Origin of the sequence: Psychrobacter sp. UBA6766 (assembly GCF_002453355.1) — a bacterium.
Classification (GTDB): Bacteria; Pseudomonadota; Gammaproteobacteria; order Pseudomonadales; family Moraxellaceae; genus Psychrobacter.
On sequence record NZ_DKGQ01000037.1, the window covers coordinates 21,225 to 35,832 of the forward strand.

Sequence of the window (14,608 nt, forward strand, 5' to 3'; positions counted from 1 at the left end):
TTATGGGGTAGCGTTATCAGTGCTGCCGTCAGCGTCGTTAGCATTGTATAAGCCCGTCGACAAATAACGATCGCCGCGATCACAAACGATAAAAGCAATGACTGCATTGGGGCTTTCTTTGGCAACTTCTATTGCTGCCCATGCCGCAGCGCCTGAAGAAACGCCAGCAAAAATGCCTTCGGTTTTGGCCAATTTACGCATATAAACTTCGGCAACTCGCTGATCCACATCCATGATGTCATCAACTAAATCTGCTTCAAAAATCCCTGGCATATAAGCAGCAGGCCAGCGGCGAATGCCAGCAATAGACGCTTCTTCATCAGGTTGCAAACCGATAACTTTAACGTCAGGGTTTTGCTCTTTCAGGTATTGTGCGACGCCAGTAATGGTGCCAGTGGTGCCCATAGAGCTGATAAAATGGGTGATTTTACCGTCCGTTTGCTGCCAAAGCTCAGGACCAGTGGTTAGATAATGCGCTTGTTTATTATCAGAATTATTAAACTGATCCAGCACAATGCCCTTACCGTCCGCTTGCATTTGCAGCGCCATATCGCGAGCGGCTTCTATGCCTTCATCGACTTCGATAAGCGTCGCGCCATAGGCCGCCATCGCATCTTTACGCTCTTGGGTCGAATTGGTCGGCATAAATAAAGTGATTGGATAGCCGCGCATCGCTGCCACCATTGCTAAAGCAATGCCCGTGTTACCACTGGTCGCTTCAATCAACATATCGCCTGGTTTAATATCACCGCGTTGTTCTGCCTGATAAATCATATTAAAAGCAGGGCGATCTTTTACTGAACCAGCAGGATTATTGCCTTCCAGCTTGGCGAGCAATACCGCGCCATTATCAATCTGCTCTTGCTCAGGAAGGCGATTCAATTTGACCAATGGCGTCTTTCCCACGCAATCCGCAAGGTCAGTGATTTGCGTAATAAAATTGGTATTTGACTGGGCCGTAGCGGACATAAGGAATCCTTATCGATTATTGGTTTTTTAATAGGCGCTGTTTAAATGTTAGGTACTAAGACTTTATCAAGAATAGATCAGTACTTCATGACAGTTAGATATTTATTGTGGTTAATAAAAAGTTGCGTCATTATATCATTTTGTTTTCGGCTGCGCTTAATGCATCAAGTGTTATTGGTGATAGAGCAGTTCATTTATATTTATTTATAAATCAAATGTTGAGGATAACTTTTTTAGCAATCGTCGCTGGGCGGCAATGAGCGTCAATCAATAAGATTCCCTTATGAATGGCTAACCGCCTGTCATAGAATCCTGTTAAGATAATCTCAATTTAAAGCGGTAACTTAAATAGCATTCTGCAGGTTTGATTTGTCGCGCTTGCGGTAAATAAAAGACTCCAAAAGCTGCGCAACCTATATTTCAGTCGCAAATATCCCAGCAGTAGCGTACCTTGTTTAAATGAAGCTAAAAAAACATCCGTGGAGAAAAAAATCAGCATGACATACAAAAAACGTTTCGATACCAGTAGCGCTTATGGTCAGCTGATTGTATTGGTGTTTTTACCGATTTGTTTGTTGGCAGCGGTTGGTGGCATTTTGGTATTTTATGAAACCATGCGCGCCAGCAATTCTGAGCAAGAGGCATTGGCAGAGGCGGTTCTGATTCGCTATACACCTGCGATTGCTGAATTGATTCCAGAGTTGCTAGAGCATAAGGAGCAACAAGCAAAACAAGCAAGTAGTGACAGCGCCGATGAGACGTCGCAAACCGTTATTACTAAGTTAGAAGGTATTCAAGATAGGCTGGGCCGCATGCAGTCCGAGCAGCATGTTCAGCGTATTGCAATTATCAATGCGAATAATGAAGTGCTAGCAAGCGTTGGTTACGGTATCGATGAAGAATGGCCGCAGATAGACGCCTCAAAACGTTTTTTATCGCAAAAATCAACTTCTATTGGCACGGCTTACGGTAGCACGTTGGGTGAGTTTGACGGGCAGCAATTGTGGCTGTTGGTCGATATGGATAACGAGCCGCTTTATATCGCCCGTTATCGTATCGCAATGGCACTGGCAATTACTGGCTTATTTACCATTTTAATTTTGTTACTAAGCTTAAATATCTACTCAAAACGTTGGATTGCGCCGATTTATGAGCTGCGCTTGCAGTTACAACGTACTCATGTCGATAATCTCTATCAGCCTATTCCGGTTGAATCAAACGGCGAGCTAAATTTATTACAACAAGATTTAGTCAAGACATTGCGCCGCCTACATGGCAGTTTTCAAGATTTGAAAGATCATGCCGAGCAAACCGAAGACGATTTACGGTTGGCATTTGATGAGATGGAAATGCAAAACATCTCTATTCGTAATGCGCGTGATGCCGCCATTTCGACCAGCCAAGCAAAATCGGCGTTTTTGGCCAATATCAGCCATGAATTGCGGACGCCTTTAAACAGTATTGATGGTTTTATTAATTTGCTGGCGCGTCATGGTGAGCTTAATCCTGAACAAGATTTGTATGTTCAAACCATCCGTAAATCATCGGCGCATCTGTTGGCGTTGGTCAATGATGTGCTCGATTTTTCTAAAATTGAAGCGGGTAAATTGGTGCTCGACCGTCATGAGTTTGACCTTTATGACACCATTTATGATGTGGTTGATATGCTATCGCCGGTCTCGGCCGAAAAAGGTCTGCGCATGGCGGTGTTATTTTATAACGACGTACCAATGCGCATCAACGGCGATGCTTTACGCCTCAAGCAAGTACTGACCAATATCGTCGGTAATGCCATTAAGTTTACCGACAGTGGCGATGTGGTCGTGCGCGTCAGCTTGGACGATCATCGCGACAATTATTTGATGATTAGCGTACAAGATAGCGGTAAAGGGATTTCACTGTCTGATCAAAAGACGCTCTTTCAAAGCTTTAGCCAAGGTGATCCATCGATTACGCGTCAATATGGCGGTACGGGATTGGGACTGGTGATCTCCAAGCAATTAACGCGGCTGATGGGTGGCGATATTGGTTTTTATGATAATTTGCAAGAAAATATCTCCAATCAGGGAGCGACGTTTTGGTTTCGAATGCCAGCCCATGTCGATGTTTTAGAGGCAGCAACAGGACAGACTATTGAGCTGCCAGTGCTTGCGCCGCTTGCAAGCGATACTGACGAGTTTAATGTGCTGGTTTGGATCAATCATACCGCTTCGATACAGGTACTCAAAGCCAGCTTACAGCACTTACCGATTACCCTGACCCAAGCCAACTCTTTACCGGGCGTGCTTGAGTCGCTCAAAGAGCGCGGCAATTTTTGGGATTGGGTCATCGTTGATGATGATACGCAAGACGATATGATGGCGCTGCTCAAACAGATCCGTCTGCATTATCAAGGCAAGCTGGCGGTATTTGGCTATCAAGTTGCCGCCGACCAAGCGCTGCTCAACCGCTATCATGCCAATATTTTGTATGAACCATTAGATAAAAGGCAGCTTTATGCTATGCTTGATACGCAAAAGCGTAGCGCACCGAGTGGCATTCAAGCGCCACGCTGGAAAGGCGTGACGGTATTAGCAGTAGACGACCATTTGCCAAACCTGCTGGTACTTGACGCGCTATTAAGCGAGCTTGGCATTCATGTGATTACGGCAAATAGTGGTTTTGACGCCATTGAAATTATTAGTAAACAACAAACCAAATATATTAAAGCCGCTCAAGCTGAAAAACGAAGTTTGTCGAAAAAGACCCAAATATCTAAAGCTGAAGCCCGTGACGATGCTAGTAAGTCGGCAGTTAACTCATTACCTCTTGAAGACACTGCCTCAGAAGATAAAATTAATACTACGCACAAAAACAGTATCGATCTGATATTTATGGATATCCAAATGCCGCGAATGTCAGGACATGAGGCCGCGCGCCAAATTCGTAATATCGAAACGCCTGATCATCACATTCCAATTATTGCCTTGACTGCCCATGGTTTAGCCGATGAGCGTGATAAGCTGATTGCAAGCGGCATTAATGATTATGTGGGCAAACCTATTAGTCAGCCGCAGCTGCTACAAGTATTACAAAAATGGCTTGGTCGTACCGATTCAGTGCCGCCATTAACCACTATCCATAGCAATGATTTACAAAGCCTAGATTTAGAAAACCGCGATGTAGACAGCGCTGACTTACAAAATGTACTGGCGCAAAACGGCTCAGTGGCGTATTCAGATCTGACAGTGCCAACTTATCCATTGGTCAAGGATAATAAGGGTAATCGACTTACCGATTCTAATATAGGCACCAAAGTGAAGAGTCCGGCAAAAGTCACTCGACCTTTATCATTAAAGAAAATTCGTGATGACTATTTGCGTGACAGTCAGCCGCGTGAAGATTACAGACGCGAGACACCGCGCGAAAACCAGACGCGCTATGAGAACTTGCGCTACCAAGGTCAGGGTCAAGCGCCGCTGGTTTATCCGCCTTATCAAATAATTGATAGCGCTAAAGATGAGCAAACAGTAAATACAATACAAGGTCAAAGAAATACGGACTTGGGTGTAAACACCCTTGATACCTCGGATATTTTAAATTGGCAAGATGCTTTGACGCGCTCAGCCAATAAACCTGACTTGGCAGCCAAACTCATCATTATGATGCTCGATACCATTAATGATGAAAAACAAGCGTTGATGGAGGCGTGGGAGAGCCGAAACCGCAGTGCATTGGCGCAAATTGCCCATCGCATATTGGGCGGCAGTCGCTATACTGGGGTGCCACAATTGCGTCAGGCGAGCCAAGATTTAGAAGATAAATGCTTGCTAAATATCCAACATACCACGCCTGCGCAATTTGCCATGCTTGAGCCTTATTACAAAGCGCTGTTGACCGCGTTAAATAATTTACAAACACTGGATTTAACTGCGTATCCGCAGCTAAATTATCATCGCCTGAGTGAAAATGATATGACGTGGAAAATGATCTAAAGCTAATCATTATAAAATAGCTGAGGATAAACGCTACCCTTATAGTCAGTTATTGATAAGGAAGGGCGGTTGTAAGGCTGTTAGTATTAAACTGTCTAACAAACTCTCTATTTGTTTTATCTATTATTAAGGATGATTATGCACGCTATTGCCACTTACCAGTATCAGACATTACAAGTCAGCGCGACCGATAATATAGTAACAGTGACTATCAATCGACCAGAAAAAAAGAACGCCATGAGTTTTAAAGTGGTCGAAGAGTTAATTGCGGCCGCAGGACGCATCAGTAAAGATAAAACCATTCGCGCGGTGATTCTTAATGGCGCTGAAGGAACGTTCTGTGCTGGTATTGATTTAGGCGATTTAAACCATCCTAAAAACCAAGCGTTTGCACTATGGGAGCTGGTTAAACCTTGGCAAAGTTCGTTTCAGCGCGTCTGCTTGGTTTGGCGCGATGTACCTGTGCCAGTTATTGCGGTTTTAGAAGGCTACTGTATTGGTGCAGGTCTGCAACTGGCACTGGCATGTGATGTTCGTATCAGTCATTTTGATTGTAAACTGGCTATTATGGAAGCCAAGTGGGGGCTGGTGCCTGATATGGGTTTGACCCAATCAGGGTTTGGCGTGATACGCGCTGATATCTTAAAGGAGCTGGCGATGACGGCTCGTACTGTGAATGCAGAAGAAGGCAAGGCGCTGGGATTGGTCAGCCATTGTAGTGAGACGCCAATTGAGCAGGCGCAAAAGCTTGCTGCTGAATTTGCCGAGCGTTCACCCGATGCGGTACTGGCAAGTAAGCGTGTTATCAATGCTATGTTCGAGCAGCCAGCCACCACGTTATATAAAGAAAAAGTTTGGCAATTGAAAATGATGTTTGGTCGCAACCGTAAATTGGCGCTTAAGAAAGCCAAGCAAGCCAGTACGGCTTTTGGCAAACGCCAATTCCGTTAGAAAGTTAGCCATGTCTAGATAGATTATTTTATTTGCGCCGTTTATTTTATTCACATCAGGTGTCTATTGAATTACAAGCAGATAGTGCAATATAGCATTGTCTGTTTATGTAGACTGCTTGCGACGCCGACTGTCAGGATGCATGATTATCTGTAGAGATTTTTATTTTTAAATAAAAACTCACTTTAAATAAAAACCCATTAAAATAACAAAATAAACCGCGCATCAATAATAAAATAACCCTCACTCTCCCATATGGCCTAACTATGTCTGCTCCAAAATCCTCTCTGCCCAATAAACCGGTCGCTGCTGATCGAGTACGCTCTTCTGATTTGCCTGTTGCATGGATTATGATGCTTGGTCTTATCGTAGCGGTAGGGCCATTATCAATTGATATGTATCTGCCTGCATTGCCATCCATGGCAGAGGATTTTGGTGTATCGACTGCGTTTATGGCCAACTCCGTACCAGCGTATTTCCTCGGCTTGGTATTCGGTCAGCTATTTTATGGTCCCTTTAGTGATCGCGTTGGTCGCGTCAAACCTTTATACATGGGCATGACTTTATATGTGATTGCCTCGATTGTTTGTGCGACCACCGATAACGAATATGTATTATTCGTTGGTCGTACCTTTCAAGCACTGGGAGCATGCGTGGGCGCAGTCGTCACCCGTGCAGCAATCCGTGATCGCCTGACTGCCAAACAAACGGCCAAAGCCTTTTCGATTATGATATTGGTCATGGGTTTAGCGCCGATATTAGCGCCATCACTTGGTGCGATGTTTTTAAAATTCTTTAGCTGGCATTCTATTTTTTGGTTTTTAGCGGCTTTCGGGGCGCTCAATTTATTACTGACGAAGTTTTTCTTCTTTGAAACGCTCACTGAGGAAAACCGTAATGTACGTCCTGCCAAAGAAGTACTTAGCCAATATTGGGATTTATTAAAAGACCCAACCTTTAATTATCCAGCAATTGGCGGCGGCCTATTAATGGGCGCCATGTTTGTCTACATTAGCTCGGCTTCTGAATTAATCATGGATACTTATGGTGTATCGGCCACACATTTTGGTTGGCTGTTCGGGATGAATGCAGCAGGATTTGTAGGTTTGACGCAGCTTAATCAGTGGTTGACCAACCGTTTTCGTATCTTAAGTATTTTACGCTTTGGTGCGATGATGCAGGTCATCTCGGCCGCGGCGCTGTTTGTAACAGGGATTGTTTTTGGTACCGATGCTTGGTTGCCGCTGGTTTTAGCCTGTATTTTCTTCTGTATTGCTGGTTTGGGTCTGACGCAGCCAAACGCATCGGCGATTGCGCTTGCTTTTCAAAAGCGCCGTGCGGGTATGGCCAGTGCTTTGCAGGGCTCATTGATGTTTTCGGTCGGTATTTTTGGTGGGTTATTATTAAACTTATTTCCTCTCAACCCAGTCCTAAAGATTGGTATTGCGTTGTTTGTATTGATGAGCCTTGGCACTTATTTGATTTGGCAAATAGACCGTAATTTAGATTTGGACAATGCAGAGTAATTAACCAATAATTTTAGTTTTATTTTTTATAAAAAAGCATTCAGTACGTATCAAACGTCTGAATGCTTTTTTGTATTTATTGTTTTTCTGGCGTACTAAATTCAATATTGATAAATATTATTGGCAAGTATGTGTTGAGCTGGTATTCACATAATAATGTCATCTAAATTTTAAATTTATGTGAACATTTATCGATTTTTATAAAAATAAGTATGGTATTAGCAAACAAAGAAGTTGCAATACGGGAGTTGCTCAACTATTATCTTACGTAAATTTCTGTAATATAATGTTACTAATGTATTTATTAGATTATGAAAAGTAATTTTACCCGCTCTCAATACAATGTTGAGGCTTAAGGATAGGATATGAAGCAGTTATATAAAGTATTACCCATTGTACTGAGCGTAGGTTTTTTTGGGTGTGATAACTCTACACCTCAAGGACATATTGATAACAATAGCACTGCAGATAATAAAGACAACTTTGTCAGTAAATTACCCGATACGGCGCCAGTAGTAAAAGTTGCCACGACGGGGACAATGCCTCCGTTCTCTTTTCAAGACGATTACGGCAATATGCAAGGTATTGATATTGATTCGATCCGTGCTATTGGTGAAGAGCAAGGCTTCAAGGTCGAGTTCTATAAAGAGACTTGGCAAAATATGTTCGATAGTGTTGAGTCCGGTAGCCGTGACTTAGCGATTTCTGGTATTTCTTACAAAACTGATCGCGATGAAAAATATGGACTTTCAAAATCATATTTTTTTAACCCTTCTGCAGTTATGTACGCTAAAAATACCTTGACTATCAACGGACTAAATGACCTAAAAGGTTTGCATGTCGCTGGTATGGAAGGAACTAAACAAGTTGATCAAGTAAGAGAGATGGGCGGGTATAGCGAATTATCTACGACCATAACTACCTTTTTATTATTTGAAGATTTGATGCAAGGTAAGGTAGACGCGATTGTTCAGGATTTACCTCTACTACGATATACAGCGGCTAATCACCCCGATCAAAAAGTCGTAATCGTACCTTATGAAGATGAAGAGAACCCATCAGCACAGCAGGTCATACTAATGGCAAAAGGGAATACTAAGCTTATAAAAACAGTTAACGAGGGTATTACTAAGCTCAAAGACCTAGGAACATTCAAAAAGATTGAAGACAAATGGTTAGGTGCAGCTGAGCCTGCTACCAAAAACACTACCACTAATCAGCAATCGAACTAAGGGGCTATAAAAGATGGCAACCACACACAATACTGATAATAAACGCTATCACAGTTTGATTGTTTCAATTGCACTGTTTTTGACTTTGATTGGCGCTTTGTTGGCTTTTACCTTTTACACTTCAAGCTTACTCGAAAGAAATACCGTTTTAATTGACCGAACTAACCAAGTGGCTAATAGTGCGCAAGCGGTAATTAAAGACTTGTTTGACTTAGATAACAGCTACGGTGAAGATACTAACTCTCCTCATATCCAGCGGGTTTTAGAACGTTTGGAGCAAAATGCAACTCTGATTACCAGTTCTATTAATGCGATTCAACAAGGTGGTAAGCTCACTGACGTTGATGGCAAAAGTTATAATTTACCAAAAATTAATAACCAGTCTCAGACTCAGATTACCGCCGCTAATGAGCAATGGCAGCTTTTAGAACCTAAGATTCAAGCTTACCTAAAAGATGCTGATAACGTCATGGTTGACTCCTCAGATAACCTGACTCAAGCGGTTGAGCAGGCAAAAACTTCAAGTTTGTTTATCAACGAATCGTTAGACCAGCTCACCGATGAAGTGTTTATCAACGCTGAACGCCAAGCGAACACCATTCGTCTGATTCAGATACTGGGTGTTGCGGCTATTTTTGCTTACTTCCTAATCTTCGTTTTCTTCTTTGTACGTCGTCTGCGCGATACTGATGCTGAAGCATTGGCTGCTCGTCGCGAAACGCAAGAAATCATGGAAACGGTCAATACCGGTCTATTCTTGTTAGACAAAGATTTGAATATTGGTCAGCAGCATTCTCGCGCTCTAAATGGCATTATCGGTGAAGAAAGACTATCAGGTGAAAACTTTGCTGATGTATTACGTGGCCGTATTTCAGACAAAGATTTGAAAACCACGCGTCAGTTTATCGAGCAGTTGTATAACCCGCGTGTTAAAGAAAAATTGGTTGATTCTTTAAACCCATTGCACAAAGTCATGCTGCACAATACTTCTGGCGAAGAGAGCACCACAAGCCGCTTCCTCGACTTTAAGTTCTCTCGCGTTTATGAAGACAAAGACATCGCCCGTATTTTGGTCAACGTTAACGACGTCTCAGATGCGGTTTATCTAGAGCAGCGCTTAGAAAAAGAACGCTCGCAAAATGATATGCAAATTGAGATGTTAACCACCATTTTAAATGTTAATCCAAAAATCATTAATGAGTTTATTGGCAACACCAAAGCCCATATCGATAAGATGAACAACATTTTGAAAAATCCTGGTAGCTCGCAATTTGAGCTTGAAGGTAAGCTTAATGCGATTTATCGCGAAATGCACAGCTTAAAAGGTGAGGCGTCAGCACTAAAACTGCACAGCTTTACTAAAATTGCCTCAGACGCTGAAGATAAGCTGGATGCGCTGCAAAATCAAGGCAAGCTATCAGGTAATAACTTCTTACCGCTTGCTGTACATTTGGATGACTTACTCAGCCTCTCAAACACTATTGAGACGTTAGGTGAGCGCATTAACCAATCGGCGCCAAAAAATAATTCTAGCGTTAAACCGATGGCGAAGACACCTGTAGCTGTTAATGCATCAACTGCTACCCACGCCCAGTCAGCGAAGAATACGACAGGCAACGAGATTGACTTAGGTGATAATTCATCTGATGAGCAGTTGTCTTATTACCAAAATTTCGCCCAAGATATTGCGCTAAGACAAGGTAAGCAAGTTCAGCTAAATGGTCATAATCTAGTAAACGTTAATATTCCTGAACGTCTTAAACAACCGATTCGTGAAATCAGTATTCAATTATTACGTAATGCGGTGGTTCACGGTATCGAGTCTCCTGAAGCGCGTCAGTCAGCGGGTAAATCTTCGATCGGTAATATCGATTTAGAAATGCAGCAGGATAATCAAAATTTAATCATTGCCTTGCAGGATGATGGACAAGGTATCGATTATGAAGGCATTCGCCGTAAATTGATTGCTGATGGTCGCTTTACTACCGAAAAAGCTAGTCAAATGACGGACGGAGAGCTACTCAAAACACTATTTGCTTCTGGTTTTTCGACCAAAGAGCAGGCGGACGAAGATGGTGGACGCGGCGTGGGATTGGATGTCATTAAGGCATTGGTCAAAGAACACAACGGTAAGCTTAATGTAAATACTGAGCTTGGAAAAATGACGCGTTTCGTCATCACCTTGCCAGCCGCGTAATTAAGGACAAAAAGAGAGCTATGTATAAATTAATGATTGTTGATGATTCAAATATCATTCGAAACCGTATTCAGCGTGCTTATGATTCAGGTCAATTTATGCTGGTTGCTACGGCAACCAGTGGCGTCCAAGCCATTGAAAAGTTTAATATTCATCGCCCTGATGTGATTACCATGGACTTAACCATGCCGCAAATGGACGGACTTGAATGTATTTCAAAAATCATAGCGATAGACCCTAAAGTACGTATTTTAGTGGTATCGGCATTGTCTGACAAATCGACTGGTATTGAAGCATTGTCACTGGGTGCGAGCGGATTTTTATGCAAGCCTTTTTCAGAAGAAGAGCTGGTAGAGTCTTTGTATGAGCTCGTACAAGATTAGCATCCAATAACATACGTAAATACTTTATGAAAGAACAGATATTATGAAAGAGCAAAAGTTAAAAGTTTTTGTGGGTATCATTACCAACTACTTCAAGCAGTTTGGTAATGAAGAGCTCGTTATCGATACGCCTTACTTGCTAGAAAATCAGCAACCTAGAGTGTATGACTATACGGGTGTTATCGGCATCTCAGGTGTACAAAAAGGGGTGGTGTATTTTTCTGCAACTAGTGAACTGTTAGGAAGTATCCTAGATAGTATGGGCGAAACCGACAAAAGCGAGGACAATTTGGTCGATCTTGCTGGAGAAGTTGCCAATACGGTCTCTGGTAATGCCCGCAACGAGTTTGGTGCAGAGTTTCATATCTCTGTCCCATTGGTGTTTAAAGGCTCACCGCAAAGCATTATTTTGCCTAAAAATGGCCGTTCTTTTATCATTCCAGTCAGTTGGCAAGGCCAGATTGGGGAGATTGTGGTTTGTTTGCAAGACTAAACACAACCCCCAATATTGATTAATATGGACGATAAACGATTATGGTTAATGTAGACAAGTTAGGCGTCTTTTTAAGCTCAATCAGTGCGTTTTTTGCGCAGATTGATGATGAGTCAGTAGTGATTGATACGCCGTATTTAAATAGCAACAAAAATGCCGTGGGTTATGATTATAGCGGTATGATTAAAATCTCTGGTCCGCTTGAAGGCTGCGTTTACGTCAGCGCCCCAAGTAATCTTTTGCGCGAAGCAATCAAAATAATTGGCGAACCTGACTCGTCTATTACGATGATGAAAGATTTGTTAGGTGAGATGGCAAATACCATCTCAGGAAACGCTCGTACGGAGTTTGGTGCCGATTTTATTATCTCACCGCCTAAGATTATTGAAGGGATACCGAGTATTCCGTATTTACCGAAAGACCGCCAAAGCTATATCACGCCTTTTACATGGCGTGGTTATAAGGCAGTCATTGGTATCTCTATTGCTTAGTTTAACGTTGAGCGCTCAAGGATAAAAGCAGATAGCGCGATAAAGAAAAACGACGTTTAGACGTCGTTTTTTTATGAGCAATAATCCGTTGGAGCTGCATAATAGCGCTAGCAGTCACGTAGACTTATATGGTAAAATACAGCGCAGCTATTTTCATCATTTAGGTTTAGGCATGTTGTTTAAATTTAAAGCTTAGCTCAATTTTTAAACCAACCCATCAAACAATGACACACACATCATGGCAAAAAATTGCTGGGTGTTTGGCGACTTGATTAATTTGCAAAAAAGTTAGTGCTGTTTCAATAAACATTAACCGTTAGCAAATGCGTGTTGCTAGATAGGCAGTTTTTGTGATGTGGAGGCATAACCCAACCAATAGGAATTTCACATGGCTTCAAACAATCCAACCAAAATCGAAATGCGCGACTTATTACAAGCCGGCGCTCACTTTGGTCACCAAACACGTTTTTGGAATCCAAAAATGGGACCATACATCTTTGGCGCCCGTAACAAGATTCATATCATCAATTTAGAACACACAGTAAAAGCGTTTAACGAAGCATTGACTTATGTAAACGGCCTAGCTGCTAAGAAAAACAAAGTATTATTCGTCGGTACTAAGCGCGCAGCAAGCGGCGTTATCCGTGAGCAAGCACAACGCGCTGGCATGCCATACGTTGACCATCGCTGGTTAGGTGGTATGTTGACTAACTGGAAAACCTTACGCCAGTCAATCAATCGCCTAAAAGAGCTTGAAAAACAATCTGAAGACGGTACTTTTGCGAAGCTAACCAAGCGTGAAGCATTAGAGCGTACTCGTGATATGGAAAAACTTGAGCGTTCACTAGGCGGTATTAAAGACATGGGCGGCCTACCTGACGCTATTTTCGTTGTAGACGTTGACCACGAAGCAATCGCTATCAAAGAAGCCAAAAATCTAGGTATCCCAGTTATCGGTATCGTTGATACCAACTCAAACCCAGATAACGTTGATTACATCATCCCAGCAAACGATGATGCTATTCGCGCAGTGACTTTGTATGTGACTTCTATTGCTGATGCGATTATCGCTGGTAAAGAATACGCACAAACTCAAGCAGGCGGCAAAGCTGACCAAGCACAAGATGCAGAGCAAGTACCTGCTACTGAAGAAGCATCAGCCGACGCTAAAGCTGAAGAAGCCGCTACTCCAGCAGAGTAAATTGCTGAGCGATAAGGTTTTACTTTGTAAGGATGCCTTGATAGTTGAACTATTAGCAGCCATATAAAGTCATTAACCGCACAAAGTTTATAATAGGCATGATGTAGTTTTACTCGTCATGCCTTATTATTAACGCGCCGAGCATCATTGACTTATGTAATAGAATGTTAGCGCGTTTATATATCGTGCACTCCCATACATAACACTACTCACCTACATAATAAAAGGTAACTCTTATGTCAGAAGTAAAAGTATCTGCCAAAATGGTAAAAGAATTGCGTGACCGTACTGGTCTTGGCATGATGGAATGTAAAAAAGCGTTAGAAGAATCAAACGGCGATGTTGAAGTTGCTATTGATAATCTTCGTAAATCTGGTCAAGCGAAAGCCGCTAAAAAAGCAGGTAACATCGCAGCTGACGGCGCTATCATCATCGCTCAAGGCGACAATAAAGCATTCTTATTAGAAGTTAACTGCCAAACTGACTTCGTCGCAAAAGATGAAAGCTTCACGGCATTTGCAGAAAAAGTGGCCAATCTTGCGCTAGAAAACAATGTTACTGACGTTGCTGCTATCTCTGAATTGCCTTATGGCGATGGTCAAACCGTTGAAGAAGCGCGCGTATCTTTGGTTCAAAAAATCGGTGAAAATATCCAGATTCGCCGTGTTGAAGTACTTGAAGGCGCAAACATCGCTTCATACCGTCACGGCCTACGTATCGGCGTTGTGGTATCTTATGAAGGCGGCAGTGAAGAGACTGGCAAAAACTTAGCGATGCACATTGCAGCGTTCAACCCAGTCGCCGTCGATGACGAAGACGTAGCAGCTGACGTACTAGCACGCGAAAAAGACATCATCGAAGCCAAAGCAAAAGAGTCTGGCAAGCCTGATAATATCGTTGAAAAAATGATCGAAGGTGGTCTGCGTAAATACCTAGATGAAGTAACACTACTACGTCAACCATATGTCATGGACAACGAGAAAAAAGTTGGTGACGTTCTAAAAGCTGAAGGCGTAAAAGTCCTTGGTTTCAAACGCCTTGAAGTTGGTGAAGGCATCGAGAAGAAGCAAGAAGACTTTGCTGCTGAAGTTGCTGCCACTCAAGCGGCTAACAAGTAAGCTTTAAATTAAATAAAGCAAGCAGTACAGATATTAAAAAGCCCGTTATTCTGAACTGACCCCCATAAGTTGG

General features: G+C 42.5%; 11 protein-coding genes. 10 read left to right on the top strand and 1 reads right to left on the bottom strand.

The window, feature by feature from the left end; genetic code table 11:
* Window positions 1-969 (bottom strand): cysteine synthase CysM, encoded by a 969-nt coding sequence (gene cysM, locus B4K26_RS08025; protein ID WP_296244700.1) that lies wholly within the window; start codon window positions 967-969, stop codon window positions 1-3.
* 497 nt (window positions 970-1,466) lie between these two features.
* On the opposite strand from cysM, the gene B4K26_RS08030 reads away from it, so the two are divergent.
* From B4K26_RS08030 to tsf, 10 genes are all read left to right on the top strand, one after another.
* Window positions 1,467-4,943: an ATP-binding protein gene (locus B4K26_RS08030; protein ID WP_296244701.1), complete on the top strand. Its 3,477-nt coding sequence runs from the start codon at window positions 1,467-1,469 to the stop codon at window positions 4,941-4,943.
* 138 nt (window positions 4,944-5,081) lie between these two features.
* On the top strand, window positions 5,082-5,894 hold the full coding sequence (locus tag B4K26_RS08035) for a crotonase/enoyl-CoA hydratase family protein (RefSeq protein WP_296244702.1): 813 nt from the start codon (window positions 5,082-5,084) through the stop codon (window positions 5,892-5,894).
* A 266-nt stretch (window positions 5,895-6,160) separates the two neighbouring features.
* Window positions 6,161-7,420 (top strand): multidrug effflux MFS transporter, encoded by a 1,260-nt coding sequence (locus B4K26_RS08040; RefSeq protein WP_296244703.1) that lies wholly within the window; start codon window positions 6,161-6,163, stop codon window positions 7,418-7,420.
* 365 nt (window positions 7,421-7,785) lie between these two features.
* Window positions 7,786-8,652 (top strand): substrate-binding periplasmic protein, encoded by an 867-nt coding sequence (locus tag B4K26_RS08045; protein ID WP_296244704.1) that lies wholly within the window; start codon window positions 7,786-7,788, stop codon window positions 8,650-8,652.
* A 13-nt stretch (window positions 8,653-8,665) separates the two neighbouring features.
* Complete coding sequence (locus B4K26_RS08050) at window positions 8,666-10,849, top strand: ATP-binding protein (RefSeq protein ID WP_296244705.1); 2,184 nt, start codon at window positions 8,666-8,668, stop codon at window positions 10,847-10,849.
* A 20-nt stretch (window positions 10,850-10,869) separates the two neighbouring features.
* Entirely contained in the window at window positions 10,870-11,232 is a 363-nt protein-coding gene (locus tag B4K26_RS08055) for a response regulator (RefSeq protein WP_296244706.1), read from the top strand.
* Between the two features lie 43 nt (window positions 11,233-11,275).
* Window positions 11,276-11,725 (top strand): chemotaxis protein CheX, encoded by a 450-nt coding sequence (locus tag B4K26_RS08060; RefSeq protein WP_296244707.1) that lies wholly within the window; start codon window positions 11,276-11,278, stop codon window positions 11,723-11,725.
* Between the two features lie 41 nt (window positions 11,726-11,766).
* Window positions 11,767-12,216 carry a chemotaxis protein CheX gene (locus B4K26_RS08065; RefSeq protein WP_296244708.1) on the top strand — a complete coding sequence of 150 codons (450 nt, stop codon included), beginning with the start codon at window positions 11,767-11,769 and terminating at the stop codon, window positions 12,214-12,216.
* Window positions 12,217-12,604: 388 nt separating this feature from the next.
* Window positions 12,605-13,417 (top strand): 30S ribosomal protein S2, encoded by an 813-nt coding sequence (gene rpsB, locus B4K26_RS08070; protein WP_296244709.1) that lies wholly within the window; start codon window positions 12,605-12,607, stop codon window positions 13,415-13,417.
* A 236-nt stretch (window positions 13,418-13,653) separates the two neighbouring features.
* Window positions 13,654-14,535: a translation elongation factor Ts gene (tsf, locus tag B4K26_RS08075; RefSeq protein ID WP_296244710.1), complete on the top strand. Its 882-nt coding sequence runs from the start codon at window positions 13,654-13,656 to the stop codon at window positions 14,533-14,535.
* Window positions 14,536-14,608: the final 73 nt, after the last annotated feature.